Raw genomic sequence first — 18,455 nt, 5'->3', positions numbered from 1 at the left:
GCGCAAAACAACAGTAACCAGAATTTTACTATAAAATACCTGACATCACCATTGTTCCCATGTCAAAAAATACAGAGGGGAATCTCGCATTATTTGTCTGTTATGCACAAAATGTTACCCTTTTATATCTCAATAATTGGAAAAGATGTATTGATGCTGCAACAAGCTTTACCATTGCTATACAGCCAAACATTCTTTTTTGCTTTGAACAGAGCAATATAGTAAAAAACAAGCTATAGTGAAAGCAATCATGAATTCACATCCATTACAGGTTGACCGCTCACTTATTGAATATCTTGCATTTCCATTGTGCATATGGGACAACTATGTTGAGCATAATGGCTACATTCACAGCATATAATAGAGAAAAGGGGTATGGAGAATGGAGCAACAGGGATACAAACCACATCAGATTGGCTTATTTTTGTTTCATGAAGTGGAGGTTTTGGATTTTGCCGGTCCATTTGAAGTATTCTCGATCGCTGAAGCAGACCCCGGTGTAAAGGGATTTAACGTGCATACCGTATCCGCAGATGGACAGATGATTACAGCGCGTAATGGCTTGCAGGTGCAGCCAGAGCATAGCTTTTCCAGTCTGCCTCCGATAGACATGCTCATTATTCCGGGCGGATATGGAGCAGAGGAGATCGAGATTCACAAGCCAGAGGTACTGAACTGGATCAAGTCATATGCCGCCGAAGGTGTGCAGATTGCCTCTGTCTGTACTGGCGCATTTCTGCTGACGGAAGCGGGACTGCTCGACGGTCTCAAGGCGACAACCCACTGGATGGATCTAGAGCGACTGGAACGCGATTATCCCGCAGTGGATGTGCAGTCAGATGTGAAGTTGGTTGATCAGGGCTGGATTATTACGTCGGGGGGTATCTCAGCGGGGATACATATGTCGCTGCATCTTGTCGGCAGATACTTAGGTACTGATGCGGCGAATACAACAGCGAAGCGAATGGAGTATGACTGGCGATCCAACGAATCGTAAGGAGCGATAGCGAATGTATTTGTATCGCTTTATACGATCGATTACGAATGTTGAATATAATGAAATGAGTGATTAGCATGTTTCAGGGACAGGCGATTTTACCGGCTGCCAAAACGATGAAGCAATTCGATCATCTGCTGGACAGCCCTTATCAATATGGTGTATTTCTAGATACCCATATCGCGCAATTGAAAAGCATCTATAGAATGGCGAATGCCCATAACAAGCAGATGTTTCTTCATGCCGATCTGGTGCATGGATTGAAGAATGATGAGTATGCCGCCGAATATTTATGCCAAGAGATCAAGCCATACGGCATTATCTCCACACGCGGCAATGTTATCATGAAGGCAAAACAAAAAGGCGTTATCGCCATCCAGCGTGTGTTCATGCTGGATACAATCGCCTTGGAAAAAAGCTATGCGCTATTGGAAAAGACACAGCCTGATTATATCGAAGTATTACCGGGCGTTGTGCCACATATGATCAAGGAAGTGGTGGAGCGTGCCGGTGTACCAGTATTTGCTGGTGGATTGATCCGTACCGTCGATGATGTAGAGCGTGCGCTGCAAGCCGGAGCAACCGCTGTGACTACGTCCAATCAAGACTTGTTCCATCATTACCGCAAAGCATAGAACCTTCATTATATCGCTTTTTTTAATAACACTGCATGAACAGTAAATGAAAAAAAGCATGTTGACACCGCTTACATGTTACGATATGATGAACACAAGTTAATACATGTGACGGAGAACAGGAGAGCCACGCAGAACCCCCTTTATTGCCAAGGGGAGATTTGCGATGGCTCTTTTGTGTTCTCATAACCTGTATAACCATCAGCTGATTATACATCCTATGGTTTCACTTACTTAATGCAACAGGTTGAACGAATCTGTTTTTCAAAATCGAATGGAGGTTTTGTTATGTCACCGTTTTTAGCTGAATTAGTAGGGACAATGATTTTGATTGCACTGGGTGGCGGTGTATGTGCGGGTGTTTCGCTAAATAAGTCGTTTGCCCAAAATTCTGGCTGGATCGTGATCGGTGCTGGTTGGGGTCTTGCCGTAGCGATGGCGGTTTATGCAGTAGGTAGCGTCAGCGGTGCGCATTTGAATCCTGCGGTTACTCTAGCACTGGCATTTAACGGCGACTTCCCGTGGAGCCAAGTTCCAAGCTACATTATCGCACAGATTATCGGTGCAATGGCTGGCGCACTGCTCGTATACTTCCAGTACTTGCCGCACTGGGGCGCAACTCCAGACCCAGCAACCAAGCTGAGCGTATTCTCGACTTCGCCAGCGATCAAACATCCAGTTGGCAACATGCTGAGTGAAATTATCGGTACATTTATCTTCGTTATGGTATTGTTGTCCATGGGTGCGAATGAATTTACACAAGGTCTTCACCCATTGATCGTTGGTTTGCTTGTCGTCAGCATCGGCTTGTCTCTCGGCGGTACAACTGGTTATGCAATCAACCCGGCTCGTGACTTTGGTCCGCGTCTGATGCACTTCCTGCTACCGATTGCAGGCAAAGGATCATCCAATTGGAAATACGCTTGGGTGCCTGTGATCTCTCCACTGCTGGGCGGTTCGCTAGGCGGATTGTTCTACAAAAATGTATTCCTCGGTCAAAGCGCGCCTATGCTGTGGGTTGTACTGGGAATCACACTCGTATTCCTGCTGCTGGCGTACCTAAATGGACGCAAAATCGAACGCACCACTGCCAAGCGGGCTGCTGCCTGATTGGACTGCATAATATCTCAAATCATGATATTTCAATTTACATGAACCAACCATATCGAGGAGGACATTTCAGATGGAACAATATATTATGGCACTTGATCAAGGTACTACCAGCTCCCGCGCAATTCTATTTAACAAAAAAGGCGAGATTGCCTATATGGCACAACGCGAGTTTCCGCAATATTTCCCGAAACCAGGTCATGTAGAGCAAAATGCGGATGAAATCTGGAGTTCCATTCTGGCGGTTATCGCTTCCGTATTGTCCGAATCCCATGTCAAGCCTTCGCAAATCGCTGGTATCGGTATTACGAACCAACGCGAAACGACCGTCATCTGGGATCGTAAAACAGGCGATCCTGTCTATAACGTACTCGTATGGCAATCCCGCCAAAGCGCGTACATCTGTGATGAACTGAAACAGCAAGGAATGGAAGAAACGTTCCGTAAAAAAACAGGTCTGCTGCTGGACCCTTACTTCTCCGGTACGAAAGTAAAATGGATTCTCGACAATGTAGACGGTGTGCGTGAGCGTGCTGAGCGCGGGGAGTTGATGTTCGGAACCATCGACACGTGGCTGATCTGGAAGCTGTCCGGCGGCAAAGCGCATGTTACCGACTATTCCAACGCGTCCCGTACGCTGATGTACAATATCTTTGAACTGAAATGGGACGAGGAACTGCTGGATATTCTGGGCATTCCAGCTTCCCTACTGCCTGAAGTGCGTCCTTCCTCCGAAGTGTACGCGCATACAGTGGATTACCACTTCTTTGGTCAAAATGTACCGATTGCCGGTGCAGCAGGCGACCAACAGGCGGCTCTGTTCGGACAAGCTTGTTACGAAAAAGGCTCTGTCAAAAACACATACGGCACTGGCTGCTTCATGCTGATGAACACTGGCGAAGAGCCGATCCGTTCCGAGCATGGTCTGATTACCACAATCGCTTGCGGTGTTGGCGACAAAATCAGCTATGCGCTGGAAGGTAGTATTTTCGTAGCGGGTTCCGCGATTCAATGGCTGCGTGACGGTCTGCGTATGTTCCGCGACGCTTCCGAAAGTGAAAACTATGCGTCCCGTGTAGAATCGACAGACGGCGTATATATCGTACCTGCTTTTGTAGGTCTGGGTAGCCCATACTGGGATAGCGATGTGCGCGGTGCAGCATTCGGTCTGACTCGCGGTACCAGCAAAGAGCACTTCATCCGTGCTACACTGGAATCCCTTGCATATCAAACAAAAGACGTACTGACAGCGATGGAAAGCGATAGCGGCGTAACCGTAGGATCGCTTAAAGTCGACGGCGGTGCGGTGAAAAATGGCTTCCTGATGCAATTCCAAAGCGACATCCTCGGCGTACCGGTGGAGCGTCCGGCTGTTAACGAAACAACAGCACTTGGCGCTGCATATCTGGCAGGTCTGGCTGTAGGCTATTGGGAAAGTTTGGACGAAATTGCGTCTACACACAGCGATCTGGTTGACCAATTTGAGCCGAAAATGGAAGATGCACGCCGCGAAGAACTGTATGCTGGCTGGCAAAAAGCAGTTCACGCAACGATGGCATTCAAATAAAACGATAGCATTCTAATACGTCGTCGTAGGAAGCTGGCTGTATGTATACAGCCGCATTTTATCCGTATCCTATGAATAGATGCTACAGAGCAGCAACAATATAGGCTTCAGCACAGAGAGCCAGTTATTCTTTCGAGGATAACTGGCTTTTTGTTGTCCACTGTTACCGCTTCGTTTGCGCTTGGTTCTGTTACGGATTGCAACAGATGCCGATGCAGCGGATATATAGCAGACTGTAATCTGTCCATTAGATGTATGCGCTAGGCTGCTATCTATAGGCGAGTTCTATTTCTGCTCACTGTGCTGCTATGGTTTGCCACAATTTCAATCGTATGTCACAAAACAGACCGTGCAATCGCTAAGATTCTGTGGTACTATGACGATTGAAAATGATTATCTTTATCAATTAATATTCAAAAGGCGGGTAGACCATGCACACATTTCGCAAGTACAGTATGATCCTGATGACCATTCTGCTGGTAGGGGTATTAGCAGCTTGTGGTCAGGCACAAACGCAGTCGCAGTCAAGTAGTGCCTCCACAGCGACAGATAGCAGTAACGAAGCAGCTACGTCTACGGAAGCACAATCTACAACCATCACTTACAAAGCAGCCAATGGCGAGGTGGAAGTCCCAAGCCATCCGAAGCGTGTTGTTGTGCTGGCGGATAGCTATTACGGATTCTTCGTCGCGCTGGGGTTACAGCCGATTGCAACGGTGAATCATGTCTTTTCCAGTGATATGCTGAAAAGCACCACAACTGGCATAACCAATCTGGGCGAAACGCCTAAAGTGGAAGAAGTTATGGCGCTGAAGCCCGATCTGATCGTAGTCTGGGATGGCGATGCCAATCTGGAAAACTATGAAAAAATCGCACCGACGGTAGCGATCAAATACGGACAATATACGTACAAAGAGCAATTGCAGGAATTTGGCAAAATGACGGGAACCGAGGACAAAGCAAAAGAGGTTGCCGCGGCTTGGGAAAGTAAAATTGCGGAATGGAAGCCAAAAGTACAAGCAGCTGTAGGCGACAAAACGGTTTCAATCCTGCAACCATACGCCAAAGGTGTCTATGTAATGGGCGACAGCTACGGTCGTGGCGGTGAGATCATGTACCAAGAGCTGGGTCTGAAAGGTACAGAAATGACGCAGAAGGAAGCGATTGATAACGGACCGGGCTATGTAGACATTTCGCTGGAAAATGTACCTGATTTTGCAGGCGACTATATCTTCACTGCACCTTGGGGTGGCGATGGCGAGACAACTGGTTCGACGCTGTACAATAGCAGCCTTTGGAAATCGCTACCGGCAGTCAAAGAAAAGCATGTATTCAACATCGATCCGGTCGCGTACTATTTCAACGATCCGATCTCAATGAATGCACAGCTTGATTTCATCGTGAAAAGCCTGACAGGCGCGTAACGATAGCAATGGATGCGCAGGCGGCAGCATAGTCGTTGACGTTGTATCAAAATCTTTGTAAAATTTGAACGATTTCTTTGCCTTGCTAACATCAGTATGCTATAATAACGTTAACAAGTTAATAAATACGTCATTAGACTTTGGAGAGACCACGAATACACTCGGCTGATTGCCGTTATGGTGTACATTTCGTGGTCTCTTTTTTCATGACTTTCATTGGAAAAATATACAAATTGGCATCCTGTACATACAGGACCTTGCCATCTTGAGCTTACATTTACATTCACATCATAATCAGGGAGGCAATACAATATGAATACTTCATTTTCGGCACAACACAGGGCAGAAACGTTACAAAAAATGAGCAGTGCTCCATTGGACGTACTGGTCATTGGCGGCGGTATTACGGGTTCTGGGATCGCACTGGATGCGGTAACGCGCGGCATGAATGTCGGCGTGGTAGAAATGCAGGATTTTGCAGCAGGTACCTCTAGTCGTTCGACCAAGCTTGTCCACGGTGGTCTACGTTATCTGAAGCAATTTGAAGTGAAAATGGTTGCCGAGGTAGGGAAAGAACGTGCGATTGTATACGAAAATGGTCCGCATGTGACCACACCGGAATGGATGCTGCTGCCGTTTCACCAAGGTGGTACATTTGGCAGCTTTAGCACTTCCATCGGTCTGCGTGTGTATGATTTCCTTGCTGGCGTAAAAAGCAGCGAACGCCGTAAAATGCTGAGCGTACAGGATACGCTTGCCAAAGAACCGCTGATCAAACAGGACGGTCTTAAAGGTGGCGGTTATTATGTGGAGTATCGTACTGATGATGCCCGTCTAACCATCGAAGTAATCAAAGAAGCCGTAGAGCGCGGCGCAATGGCAGTGAACTATGCCAAAGCAGCAGATTTCATTTATGAAAATGGCAAGCTGAAAGGCGTAAAAGTAAAAGACACCATCAGCGGCAAGGAATACTCGATTTATGCACATAAAGTGATCAACGCCGCAGGTCCGTGGGTCGATACACTGCGCAAAATCGACAACTCCAAAAAAGGCAAAACCCTGCAAATGACCAAAGGGATTCACCTTGTAATCGACCATGAACGCTTCCCATTGGAGCAGGCGGTTTATTTTGATACACCGGACGGTCGTATGGTATTCGCGATTCCGCGTGACGGCAAAACGTATGTGGGTACAACCGATACCGTCTACAAAGCCGATCCAGCTCATCCGCGTATGACCACAGCGGATCGTGATTATGTGATCGACTCAATCAATTATATGTTCCCAAGTGTCAACGTAACCGCAGCCGATGTGGAATCCAGTTGGGCAGGTGTACGTCCACTGATTCACGAAGAAGGCAAATCGCCATCCGAGATTTCCCGTAAGGATGAAATCTGGCAGTCCGATAGCGGTCTGATCACCATCGCTGGTGGTAAGCTGACCGGGTATCGCAAAATGGCAGAAATGGTTGTCGATCTGGCTGCTGAGCTGCTGGGCAAAGAGCAAAACAAAACATTCAAACCATCGCAAACGAAGCATATGTCCATCTCTGGTGGGAATGTAGGCGGCTCTGCGGGTCTGCCAGCATTTATCCGTCAGCATACCGAAGCAGGCGCCAATGTCGGTCTGACTCGTAAAGAAGCAGAATATCTGTCCAGCTTCTACGGTTCCAATGTGAGCAAACTGTTTGCGCTGGTTAACCGCAAAGACGAGATCGCTCAAGAAGTGGGTCTGCCAGCCGATGTATGTGTACGCATCGCGTATGCGATTGAAGAGGAAATGACCTTTAAACCAGTCGATTTCTTCATCCGCCGTACGGGCGCATTGTTCTTCAATATCGCTTGGGTGCAGCAATGGAAACAACCCGTGATCGAATATATGGCAAAACGTCTGGATTGGAACGCGGAGCAAAAACGTCGTTACATCGACGAGCTGGAAGCGCAGTTGCATGATGCAGTGGTTCCGTCCGATGCAGAAGCGACCAGCGAATTTGCAGTCTAAGGAATAGGTTGGCTGTCTTGATAAAGGAATCTTGATCCTACGACTTACCAAATGCTTACCGTTAAAATGTTAGCTTTTTAATAGATCATTTCACACACAAAAAACAGGCTGCGGGTATCAACCGTTGCCTGTTTTTTTGTGTGAAATGAAATTCTTTATAGTAGCTTTTGTAGTAGCTGTTGATAGAAATTGTTCGTATCTAGTGTTTCCATGTAGAGTATATAGATCACGTAGATGGAGTATAACGTTGGATGGTCATAGAGAACACACGTAAGCGCTGCTTAATCTGAATCCCCGACTAAAGTCTAGGTTGTATATTCCCTGTGGGCGGAAGCACGAGATGGACAGATATGATATGCTGACTGCATCGGGAATGCAAAATATGGAAAAGGAGAGCATACATATGATCAAACGGGCGATTATTGCACCGGTTTTGCTGCTGCTGGGCGTATATTTATTTTTGAATCCAGGGGGATCGGGCAATGCGGCGACGATTTTTGCGATATTTTGGCCGACGCTGTTTGTGATTCCACTCAGTCTGTTTTTGCACTGGATGGTATTTTCGCTCATTGGACGGAAGGCGTTATGGCTAGTAGTACCGGGCGGAATTTTGCTGGTCAGCGGATTGACGTGCCAGATGGCGCAGATGTTCGGATTATGGCATGTGATGTGGCCGGGCTTTATTTTGGCGGTAGCCGTCGGGCTGTTTGAATTGTACTGGTTCGGTACGCGTAACAAATGGCTATTGATTCCGATCAATCTGCTCACAGTACTATCCCTGCTGTTTTTTGCAGTATTTTCTATCGATTCGGTGTTGTCGAGCTTCGTGTTCGTTCAGCCACTGGTAGCGATGGCGCTTGTGCTGGGTGGCGCATGGTTGATCTTCAATCGCAAACAAGAATGGTAGGAAGCTGTTGCTTATCATGCAGCAGCTGAATATGGGAACGATACTATGGTTAGGTAGAGAAAGCATCCAACACTCCAATGATGGAGGATCGGATGCTTTTTCTTTTGTATAGGCATGAAAAAGGCATATAAAGTCAAAATAGCAGCAATTTTCAGCAAAATTGTATCAAGCAAACTGTAAACGCTTTCTCTATAATAGATAGCAAAGAAGATAGCCATCGTTCGTCGGATCTTAGCATGAATCGGTCATATAGCAAGGTGAAGGGAGAGGATGGGATGGAGAACAATCGAGAGCGGCTGCTGGACTATAGCTCGCGAATGCAATCGCCAGATCGACGCTGGTATTATCGAGGCAAGCAACATGAGACGTATTGGCATGAATTGCGACATTCTGCTGTAGTGGCGAATGATATTCAGCAGATTGTGGATCAAGGAAATGAATGGTGGGAGCAGCCTATACCGGAGCTGACGTATACGCTATTTGCAATTTTTGCGGAACAGGGTTCGCGGCTGGAATATGAGGATGTGTATTTTGAGCGACGTTGTCGGTTGAATACGTATGCGCTGCTTACCTTGCTGGAACCGGAGCAAGCTGGATATGCGCAAAGACTGCACGATATGCTATGGGCAATTTGTGATGAATATACATGGTGCTTGCCTGCACATGTTGCTACGGATCATCATCCTGCGGAGATTGCGGAGCAGATTGATTTGTTTGCTGCCGAAACGTGCTTTGCGCTGGCGGAGATATTGTTGCTGTTAGGTGAGCAGCTACCAAGGCTGCTACGCGAACGGATTACATATGAAGTGGAACGGCGTATTTTCCAGCCGTTTCTAAGTGAACGGTCCTATCACTGGCAGGAAGCTCGTCACAACTGGGCGGCGGTATGTGCTGGCTCCATTGGGGCAGCGGCGTTATTGCTGCTGGATGACGCGGAGCGGCTGGCGGATATTTTGGTCAAAACACAGCATAGTATGGCGTGCTATTTGGATGGTTTTGGCGATGATGGAGCTTGTCTGGAAGGGGTAGGATATTGGAATTACGGGTTTGGATTTTTTGTCTATTATAGTGATCTATTGCGTAAACGAAGCAATGGAGAGTTGGATTGGTTTCAAAATGCGAAGGTGGCACGAATCGCTACTTTTCAGCAAACATGCTTTCTCAGTGGCAGTCTGGTGGCGAATTTCTCGGATTCACTGCCGCATGTGCATGTACATATGGGGCTGTCTCATTATTTGGCAGAGGAATATGCGGATGTGCAGATACCGCCGCAGCATTTGCGGGCCACGTACAGGGAAGATCATTGCAGTCGTTGGGCGCCCGCTCTGCGCAATCTGCTTTGGACGATGACGCAAGCGCCTATCATAGAAGATTGGCAGGATGGCAGTTATCATTTGCAGGATGCGAGCTGGCTCATCTCGCGGCATCATAGTAGTGGGCATGCGTATGGCTTTGCAGTCAAAGGCGGTGATAACGATGAACCGCACAATCATAATGATCTGGGACAGTTGATCTGGTGTGTAGATGGCGAGGTGTATTTGGCGGATCTGGGTAGTGGTGAGTATACCGCCTCTTATTTTGGCGAAGGACGATATGGATATGATTGCAATGGCTCGCAGGGACACAGTGTACCGATTATTGATGGGCAGCTTCAATGCGCTGGTGCTGCCTATCGGGCAGAGGTGCTGCATGCACAGATGGGAGCGGAGCGTGATGAATGGACGATGGAGTTGCGCGGAGCTTACGATATTCCGCAGCTACAATCGCTGACACGTTCGTTAATCTGGCATAAAGGAGAACAGCCGTATTTGGAGCTGAGCGATTCCTATCGATATGATGGAACGCCGAGTAATTGGCGTGAACGGTTTGTCACGTGGAGGCAGCCGCAATGCGCGGTGGATGCTGGAAAGGTGATCCTACCGGGAGAAAAAGGGCATGTGGAAATCGAATACGATCCGCAGCGCTGCCATGTTGTGATTACGCCTCACCATTATCGGAATCATTTTGGTGTGGATACGGCGTGGTACAGTGTGGATTTCGAAGCAATACAGCTGGGGGTAGAAGGAACATTGCACTTCGAGTTTCGTTTTGTACCATTGACGTTCAATCGTTCAATTCAATAAAGGGGGTGCTTGATATGAATGCAGTTCATCCGGCATGGGTGAAGGAAGCGTGGAGAAAGGCATTAGATAAGACGAGAATCAACAGCGGTATCATTGGAGCGGAATTTCCGCATGCGAGTCAGAATGGGACGTATGTGTTGGAGCCGCCGCATTGGTGGACAGCAGGCTTTTGGCCGGGCATGTTGTGGCAATTGTATGCAGATAGTGGGGAGCAGCAGCTACGCGATGTGGCAGAGCAGTGTGAACAGCGGCTGGATGAAGTACTGGACGGCTATGTGAAGCTGGATCATGATTTGGGCTTCATGTGGCTGCTGACCAGTGTAGCCAATTACAAGCTGACTGGCAATGAGCCATCCCGCGTGCGTGCGCTCAAGGCAGCGAATTATTTGGCAGCGCGCTTTAATTTGCAGGGCAGATATATTCGTGCATGGAACCCGTGGCGGGAAGGCGAAGATAATAGCGGTGTTGCGATTATCGACTGCTCAATGAATACGAGCCTACTGTTCTGGGCATCGGCAGAAAGTGGCGATCCGCGCTTCCGTCATATCGCTGAAGCGCATATGGATACAGTGTTGGAGCATTTTATTCGCCCAGATGGTTCGGTATATCATATTGTGAATTTTGATCCGTTGACTGGTGAAGTCGTGGAGAAGCTGGGTGGGCAAGGATATGCGCCAGAATCAGCGTGGTCGCGCGGAGCAGCATGGGCGTTGTATGGATTGGCGCTAGCATATCAGCATACGGGACGTGTAGATTATTTGCATGCTTCGCAGCGGGTAGCACATTTCTTCATCACCCGATTACCGGATGATCATGTGCCGCATTGGGATTTTCGTGCGCCAGCGGAGATTGGAGAGATTCGTGATACCTCGGCGGGTAGCTGCGCCGCCAGCGGTCTGCTGCTGCTGTCGAAGCTGGTGGATGATTCCGAAGGGCTTGTTTATAAACGTACTGGGCTACGCATGCTGGAATCACTGTATCGCAACTATGGTAGCTGGGATGATCCGAACGAGCAGGGCTTGCTGCTACACGGCACTAGCCATTACCCAGAACAGCGCAATATTGATGTGCCGCTCATTTACGGTGACTTTTTTTACGTTGAGGCATTGGCACGCGTGCAGGATAAAGGTCCATTTTACTGGGAATAAGAAAGGGGCAAACAGATGACGTCTTCATCGCAACATTCTCCCTATGTATCGGGACACTCGCAACATGTCTTATCGGAGCGATCGGCGCAGAATTCACCGCAGCATACAACGTATGGGGCAAGTGGTACGGAATCTACGCTACAGCTACATACACGTGATGATCTTGCTGCACTGCTGCATCAACTGACGGAACCGCTGCTACCACTGTATAGTGAAGGCAAAGCCCGCCTACGCATCGGGCATACAGGCGCGAGCTATCCGGCGGATGTTGCCGAAATGGAGGGCTTCTCACGGGTACTGTGGGGATTGGTACCGCTGCTAGCGGGCGGCGGAGACAGCTCGTTATGGGAGACCGTGCTAGAGGGGATTCGTCACGGTACGAATCCGGCGCACCCCGAATATTGGGGTGATGTGAATGATTATGATCAGCGGCTGGTAGAGATGGCTGCCTTCGGGCTTGCGCTGGCACTGATTCCAGAGCGGATCTGGACACCGCTGTCGGCGGAGGAGCAGGATCATCTGTATCGCTGGCTGAACCAGATCAATCATCATCCGTGCTATGATTGCAACTGGTTGTTTTTCAATGTGCTGGTTAATGTGGGGTTTCGCCGTGCCGGGCTGGAATATGATGCAGTGCAATTGGAACAGAATGTACAGCGCATTGATGCCTTTTATTTGGAAGACGGATGGTATAGCGATGGAGTGAATGGGCATAGCGATTATTATGTGCCTTTTGCCATTCATTATTATGGGTTAGTATACGCGCGTCTGATGGAGCAGGAAGACCCAGAGCGCAGTCAGCGATTCAAGCAGCGTGCCGTAGCGTTTGCGACTGAGTTTCTGGCATGGTTTGCACCGGATGGATCGGCGTTGCCGTATGGGCGTAGCTTGTCGTATCGATTTGCGCAATCGGCGTTTTGGAGTGCGCTCGCTTATGCAGGTGTAGATGTGCTGCCTGCGGGGGTACTGAAAGGCTTGGTGCTGCGTCATCTGCGTTGGTGGATGGAGCAGCCAATTGTGGATGGGCGCGGGGTGTTGACGATTGGATATGCGTACCCCAATTTGGTGATGGCGGAAAATTACAATTCACCCGGCTCGCCGTATTGGGCGCTGAAGGCATTCTTGCCCTTGGCATTTTCAGAGGAGCATCCGTTCTGGAGTGAGGAGGAGCAGCCTTTACCAGAAATGGATACCTATCATGTCCAGCAGCCAGCACATCTGGTGATCGTGCGTGAACAGACTACGGGACATGTGGCTGCCTTCAATAGCGGTCATCGGTATACGAATGAGCATACGCATACCTCAGCGAAGTACGAGAAATTCGTATATTCTACAGGCTTCGGATTCAGTGTACCGCGGTCAGAATGGGGGCTGGGACAAGGAGCATTTGATTCTGTGCTGGCGCTGAGCGAGCATGATGACAATCTGTATCGGGTACGGCGACGCAATGTCGAGACGAGTATTACCGACAATGTACTGCATGCGATCTGGCAACCGTGGCACAATGTAGAGGTGCGGACATGGCTGATTGCCGGTCTGCCGTGGCATCTGCGTATTCATCGCATCGAAACGGGGCGAGCGCTAGATGTGGCAGAGGGTGGTTACGCATTGGGACAGCAAGGACAATGGCAAGCGCATACGCAGCCTGTAGCAACTGCGGTGATGACGGCTTATGGTAGCAGCGGTATCGTCGGGCTGCGTGGATATGAGCAGGCAGAGCTAATCTGGCCCAATGCCAATACGAATCTGCTGCATCCACGTACCGTATTGCCTACACTCAAAGCGACAGTAGAGCCGGGAGTTCAATGGTTAATCGCTGCTGTGCATGGTGATCCTGCTAAAGGTACGGCTATTCCCGATGAAGCCCATGTGCGCAATCTGCTATCCCAATCGCCTGCGGAGCTGTTACAGGTGAAGATGAATAATGAACAGATTATGGTAACGACCTATACAGGCAAAGAAGTTACAATTGAGCTGAATGGCTGAATGGCTGAATGGCTGAATGGCTGAATGGCTGAATGGCTGAATGGCTGAATGGCTGAATGGCTGAATGGCTGAATGGCTGAATGACTGAATATACCGAATTGCAGAGTACTCATACATGAAAAGCCTGTCTTGAAAAAGTCAGGCTTTTTGCTATGTGATGCTACAACGAATATATTCCACACGTCGCATTCAATTGATAGCAGAAGTCAACGATACGATATTCCGCAAAATCGTACAACCACACGTATTTTTTCGCAAAAAAGCGTGATTATGGGTATATAATAATAAGTTGGGTAAAAGCGTACATATTATAAAGGATCGGGCAGCTTATCATGGTCCGTATAGAGAGAGGAGAAATAGACCCGTATGGAAACACTGAACGTGATTCTGGTTGTTTTACTTATTTTATTGACTGCCTTTTTTGTGGCGTCGGAATATTCGATTATTCGGGTGCGCATCTCGCGTATTAATCAGCTTGCCGAAGAGGGCAATAAAAATGCCAAAGCGGTGCAGTCCATCATTAGTCGATTGGATGAATTTCTATCTGCCTGTCAGCTTGGTACGACACTAACGTCGCTGGCACTCGGTTGGTTGGGCGAATCGACGATTGAGGAGCTGCTGCATCCGCTGTTTGTACTGCTGCATATCCCAGATACACTCACCTCCATTTTGTCGTTCTTGCTAGCGTTCCTACTACTGACGTATTTGGAAGTGGTGATTGGGGAGCTGGTGCCGAAGTCATTTGCCATTCAAATTGCCGAACCAATGGCATTATTCTTCGCCCGTCCGATGATCGTCTTTTATCGGTTAACGTATCCGTTTAACTGGGTGTTAAGTCGTTCGTCGCGTCTGATTACTGGTCTATTCGGCATCAAGCCGATTTCCGAGCATGAAGCGGCGCAGAGTGAAGCAGAACTGCGTTTTGCATTATCCGAGGGGTACAAGAGCGGCAGTATTACGCCGACAGAATATCGGTATTTGAACAATGTATTTGATTTTGACGAGCTAGTCGGCAGTGAGATTATGGTACCGCGTACCGAGATGGTATATATCGCGCAGGATGCGAGTCTGGCACAATTTTATGAAGTGATTCGGTTGGAGCCGTATAGTCTAATCCCAGTTGCATTGGAAGGCGATAAGGATAAAATTATCGGTCTGCTCAATGTCAAAGAAGTGCTGCGCGATGTTATCCACAAGCAGCATGTACCGGAGGATGTGATTGCTCCATTTATCCGCCCGGTATTGCAATTGATCGAAACGGTACCAGCGCGTGAGCTGCTTGGCAGAATGCAAAAGGAGAATATTCATATGGCGGTACTACTGGATGAGTACGGCGGTACAGCAGGTATGGTCACACTAGAGGATATTCTCGAAGAGATCGTTGGCGATATTCCATCCAAATCTGACACTGAGCCGCCTCCTACTCCGACCATTACCAAGCTGGGCGAAAAGCATTACCAATTGCAGCCACAGGCGCTCATTCATGAGGTGAACCGCCGTCTTGGAACCGACATTGAGGCAGGAGAGGCATATACGATTGGCGGCTGGATCTGGTCACGCAAATTCAATATCCGCGAAGGTGACTCTGTTGTGGAGGATGGGTTTGAATTTACGGTAACCGTGATGGAGCAGCAGCATATTCGCAAAATCGAAGTCCAGCCGTATATCGATCCTGAAGATCCAGAGCTGGATTGAGAAGGCTGCCCTTGATCAACCGTGATATAATAAAAGAACGAGTGATGATGGTGCATCATTCGGACCATGAGTAAGGAGAAACCGATACAACGGGGTGAACATATGGCTAAACGGAACAAACAACCGGCTCGCCCAGCAGCTGCTGCGCAGGACAAACCGGCTACATTAAAAGATATGCTTAGCGCAGATGTGCTGGACAAGTTGAAGGCACAGGCGAATGAGCTACGCGAAGCCGAACAGGAGCGCAAGGAAGAACAGCGCCTTCAGGTGGAGCAGGAGCGCAAAGCAGAGCAGAAGCGACGCGATAACGATTTTGCCTATTTGCTGGATAACAGCAAGCAGGATTGGAAAAAATTCAAATAAGCATAGTAGCAACCTTGCACCGGTATTGACGACTCCTGAGGGAGCAGCAATGCCGGTGTTTTTGCTGTTTCCGCCTTATCAAACTGCTACATAAGTACTTCTTTGTTTGTTATATAAACTAACTTGATACTATCCATATCTCTATAAATTTATGGAATATACTGTTTATTTTAAAAGAAAGTGATAAAATTAATCATATAAATAATCTTTTTATAAAAAAAAATTACAAAATGAGGTATGAAACCTCTAGTCAAAATTCATGATTACGTTATAATGAATTACAATATAAACGATGTTGCATTTCGTCCTTCATCAAGACCTTACACCGATGCCAGGAATGCTTCAGGATGCTGATGAACCTAACTTTTGCTGAAAGAGGGTGGAGTATCGTGTCTGAAAATGCACAATCGCTAACGCACAAATCATCGGCTGTTATCAAGCGCAAGTGGCTCAGCTCCGCAGATATTGCAGGCTGGTGTTACGCCTTGCCCCTGTTGGTCGGTGTCCTCGGCTTCTCGCTGTATCCGATGCTATCTGCACTGTGGACAAGCTTCCACGGCAATGGCGCAGCTTCCTCGTCGTGGGTGGGTTTGTCCAACTACACCCGTGTCCTTCAAGACGATCTATTCTGGAACTCCCTGTACAACACCGTCTACATTGGTGGATTGTCTGCCGCACTCGGTATTGTGTTCTCCTTTATCCTCGCCAGTCTGGTGCATCATCTGCCCTGGCAACGCACTCGCAATGTCTTCAAAGCTCTTTTCTTCCTGCCTAATGTCGTCTCTGCAGTAGCTACCAGTCTATTATTCAGCCTACTCTTTTATCCCGGTCGTGAAGGTGTGATCAACTATGTACTAGGTTGGTTTCATATTGATCCGGTGGGTTGGTTTACCGATCCGTCCATTGCTCGCCTCAGTGTGGTGCTTATGATTTTGTGGGGAGCGCTTGGCTATAACACGATTATTTTCCTTGCTGCTCTACAAAGTGTTCCGCGCGAGCAATACGAAGCTGCGGATATTGATGGAGCGTCCTCGCTAGGCAAATGGCGGTATATCACCATTCCATCTCTGCGTCCGATCTTCGTCTTCATGATTATTATGGGCGTGATTAGCGGGATGAAGCAGTTCACCAATGTATGGCTCATCGGCGGCAGTGCAGGTAATCCGGCTGGCTCGCTGATGACATCGGTGCTGTACATTTACCGCAATGCCTTTCTGTCGGCTCAAATGGGGATCGCCACCGCTGCATCGTATCTGCTGTTTATTCTCATCCTAATTCTCACGGTGATCATTCTACGTCTGAATCGACGAGGGGCAACGGACTAATTGATAAAAGACAGTTGCGGCTCCATCGCTCTATATAATGAAAATTATTCTTTAAACAACGAATTGTTAATGATTTTAATTACATTATAGTTGATCAGAAGTTCCCCTTAGTTGATGGAAAGCACACCGTCGATGATGAAAACGTCGTGAATGACAAATGGACATACTCACATTGTATTGAGGAGGAACATTGCTATGGATCGAAGTACCCGTTCTCCTGCCGCCTCGCCTCTGCGTATCAGTCATCGCAACATGCGTCGTCTGAATAGTGCCATCATTCTGTTCGTGCTCTGTCTAGTTTCGATTACGATGGTCATTCCATTCGTTTGGATGGTGACGACTAGCTTTGACTGGGGTGCACGGCTGAATGTCCCTTTCCCGCCGCGCTTCTGGCCGGATGATCCTTCGCTGCGCACCTATCGTGCCGCGCTGACCAATGTTGATCTGCTGCGCTACATATTCAATTCCTTTCTTGTTGCTGCCGGAACGATTCTGATCAGCCTGATCTCGGCGCTGATGTCCGGTTATGCCCTATCCAAAATCCGCTTTAAAGGTGCAGGCATTGTGTTGGTGCTCGCGCTTAGTACGATGATGATTCCGTTTGAGATGACGATGATTCCGCAATATATGCTATTTAATCAACTCCATTTATTGGACACATACTGGGTATTTTACTTGCCAGCATTGAATTATGCGTTTGGTACCTTTCTGTGCAAGCAGTTTATCGATGGGCTGCCGGGTGAATTGCGTGAAGCCGCGCTGATTGATGGAGCAAGCGAATTTTCTATTTTCCCGCGTATTTATCTCGCGATCTGTATGCCCATTGTCGCTACCATGATTATTTTACAATTTCTCGGTGTCTGGAATGAATTGATCTGGCCGCTGCTGGCGCTGAATGATCCGAACAAATACACGATCCAACTCGGTTTGGCGATGTTCAATTATAACAATGGTACGCGGCAAATGCCGTCGATCATTATGGCAGCTACCTGTGTCAGCCTGATTCCAGTACTGCTGCTGTATATGTTTTTGCAAAAGTACATTGTAGAAAGCATTGCTACTACTGGGATTAAGCAATAAAGCGAGAATGTGATATTCGGCGTACATCCTATTCGTTACGCCAAAGGGAACGTTTACTGTATATCCATTCGCATGGATAGCGGCTCTACTCCGT

General features: G+C 48.0%; 14 protein-coding genes. All 14 read left to right on the top strand.

Annotation, left to right across the window (positions count from 1 at the left end; translation table 11 throughout):
* Positions 1-382: 382 nt before the first annotated feature.
* The 14 genes from ABXR35_RS22160 (at position 383) to ABXR35_RS22095 (ending at position 18,361) form a co-directional block, all read left to right on the top strand.
* Positions 383-997, top strand: a complete 615-nt coding sequence (locus tag ABXR35_RS22160; RefSeq protein ID WP_367064244.1) for a GlxA family transcriptional regulator — start codon at positions 383-385, stop codon at positions 995-997.
* A gap of 77 nt (positions 998-1,074) precedes the next feature.
* Complete coding sequence (locus ABXR35_RS22155; RefSeq protein ID WP_367064243.1) at positions 1,075-1,632, top strand: glycerol-3-phosphate responsive antiterminator; 558 nt, start codon at positions 1,075-1,077, stop codon at positions 1,630-1,632.
* A 288-nt stretch (positions 1,633-1,920) separates the two neighbouring features.
* The gene (locus ABXR35_RS22150; RefSeq protein WP_367064242.1) at positions 1,921-2,742 is read left to right on the top strand and encodes an MIP/aquaporin family protein; all 822 of its coding nucleotides are present in this window, start codon (positions 1,921-1,923) and stop codon (positions 2,740-2,742) included.
* Between the two features lie 73 nt (positions 2,743-2,815).
* Positions 2,816-4,309, top strand: coding sequence for a glycerol kinase GlpK (gene glpK / locus ABXR35_RS22145; RefSeq protein ID WP_367064241.1), 1,494 nt, complete (start codon positions 2,816-2,818; stop codon positions 4,307-4,309).
* A gap of 431 nt (positions 4,310-4,740) precedes the next feature.
* Entirely contained in the window at positions 4,741-5,733 is a 993-nt protein-coding gene (locus ABXR35_RS22140) for an ABC transporter substrate-binding protein (protein ID WP_367064240.1), read from the top strand.
* Between the two features lie 312 nt (positions 5,734-6,045).
* Complete coding sequence (locus ABXR35_RS22135; protein WP_367064239.1) at positions 6,046-7,734, top strand: glycerol-3-phosphate dehydrogenase/oxidase; 1,689 nt, start codon at positions 6,046-6,048, stop codon at positions 7,732-7,734.
* Between the two features lie 403 nt (positions 7,735-8,137).
* Positions 8,138-8,641 carry a hypothetical protein gene (locus tag ABXR35_RS22130; protein WP_367064238.1) on the top strand — a complete coding sequence of 168 codons (504 nt, stop codon included), beginning with the start codon at positions 8,138-8,140 and terminating at the stop codon, positions 8,639-8,641.
* A 275-nt stretch (positions 8,642-8,916) separates the two neighbouring features.
* Positions 8,917-10,764 (top strand): hypothetical protein, encoded by a 1,848-nt coding sequence (locus ABXR35_RS22125; protein WP_367064237.1) that lies wholly within the window; start codon positions 8,917-8,919, stop codon positions 10,762-10,764.
* A 14-nt stretch (positions 10,765-10,778) separates the two neighbouring features.
* On the top strand, positions 10,779-11,912 hold the full coding sequence (locus ABXR35_RS22120; RefSeq protein WP_367064236.1) for a glycosyl hydrolase: 1,134 nt from the start codon (positions 10,779-10,781) through the stop codon (positions 11,910-11,912).
* 15 nt (positions 11,913-11,927) lie between these two features.
* On the top strand, positions 11,928-13,898 hold the full coding sequence (locus tag ABXR35_RS22115; RefSeq protein WP_367064235.1) for a DUF2264 domain-containing protein: 1,971 nt from the start codon (positions 11,928-11,930) through the stop codon (positions 13,896-13,898).
* Between the two features lie 366 nt (positions 13,899-14,264).
* Positions 14,265-15,593: a hemolysin family protein gene (locus ABXR35_RS22110; protein WP_367064234.1), complete on the top strand. Its 1,329-nt coding sequence runs from the start codon at positions 14,265-14,267 to the stop codon at positions 15,591-15,593.
* A gap of 102 nt (positions 15,594-15,695) precedes the next feature.
* A complete protein-coding gene (locus ABXR35_RS22105) occupies positions 15,696-15,956 on the top strand; it encodes a YqkE family protein (RefSeq protein WP_367064233.1) in 261 nt (86 codons plus the stop codon).
* A 353-nt stretch (positions 15,957-16,309) separates the two neighbouring features.
* Positions 16,310-17,281, top strand: coding sequence for a carbohydrate ABC transporter permease (locus ABXR35_RS22100; RefSeq protein ID WP_436669404.1), 972 nt, complete (start codon positions 16,310-16,312; stop codon positions 17,279-17,281).
* A 252-nt stretch (positions 17,282-17,533) separates the two neighbouring features.
* Positions 17,534-18,361 (top strand): carbohydrate ABC transporter permease, encoded by an 828-nt coding sequence (locus ABXR35_RS22095; protein WP_367064282.1) that lies wholly within the window; start codon positions 17,534-17,536, stop codon positions 18,359-18,361.
* Positions 18,362-18,455 lie beyond the last annotated feature (94 nt).

Source organism: Paenibacillus sp. JQZ6Y-1 (assembly GCF_040719145.1).
GTDB classification, from domain to species: domain Bacteria; phylum Bacillota; class Bacilli; order Paenibacillales; family Paenibacillaceae; genus Saccharibacillus; species Saccharibacillus kandeliae.
The sequence above is the reverse complement of the archived record's forward strand: the minus strand, read 5'-3'. Positions and strand labels throughout refer to the sequence as shown.

Excerpts from the sequence above, each read along its gene's own strand:
- ABXR35_RS22160 (WP_367064244.1), top strand. The coding sequence starts at position 383 with ATGGAGCAACAGGGATACAAACCACATCAGATTGGCTTATTTTTGTTT.
- ABXR35_RS22155 (WP_367064243.1), top strand. The coding sequence starts at position 1,075 with ATGTTTCAGGGACAGGCGATTTTACCGGCTGCCAAAACGATGAAGCAA.
- ABXR35_RS22150 (WP_367064242.1), top strand. The coding sequence starts at position 1,921 with ATGTCACCGTTTTTAGCTGAATTAGTAGGGACAATGATTTTGATTGCA.
- glpK (WP_367064241.1), top strand. The coding sequence starts at position 2,816 with ATGGAACAATATATTATGGCACTTGATCAAGGTACTACCAGCTCCCGC.
- ABXR35_RS22140 (WP_367064240.1), top strand. The coding sequence starts at position 4,741 with ATGCACACATTTCGCAAGTACAGTATGATCCTGATGACCATTCTGCTG.
- ABXR35_RS22135 (WP_367064239.1), top strand. The coding sequence starts at position 6,046 with ATGAATACTTCATTTTCGGCACAACACAGGGCAGAAACGTTACAAAAA.
- ABXR35_RS22130 (WP_367064238.1), top strand. The coding sequence starts at position 8,138 with ATGATCAAACGGGCGATTATTGCACCGGTTTTGCTGCTGCTGGGCGTA.
- ABXR35_RS22125 (WP_367064237.1), top strand. The coding sequence starts at position 8,917 with ATGGAGAACAATCGAGAGCGGCTGCTGGACTATAGCTCGCGAATGCAA.
- ABXR35_RS22120 (WP_367064236.1), top strand. The coding sequence starts at position 10,779 with ATGAATGCAGTTCATCCGGCATGGGTGAAGGAAGCGTGGAGAAAGGCA.
- ABXR35_RS22115 (WP_367064235.1), top strand. The coding sequence starts at position 11,928 with ATGACGTCTTCATCGCAACATTCTCCCTATGTATCGGGACACTCGCAA.
- ABXR35_RS22110 (WP_367064234.1), top strand. The coding sequence starts at position 14,265 with ATGGAAACACTGAACGTGATTCTGGTTGTTTTACTTATTTTATTGACT.
- ABXR35_RS22105 (WP_367064233.1), top strand. The coding sequence starts at position 15,696 with ATGGCTAAACGGAACAAACAACCGGCTCGCCCAGCAGCTGCTGCGCAG.
- ABXR35_RS22100 (WP_436669404.1), top strand. The coding sequence starts at position 16,310 with ATGAACCTAACTTTTGCTGAAAGAGGGTGGAGTATCGTGTCTGAAAAT.
- ABXR35_RS22095 (WP_367064282.1), top strand. The coding sequence starts at position 17,534 with ATGCGTCGTCTGAATAGTGCCATCATTCTGTTCGTGCTCTGTCTAGTT.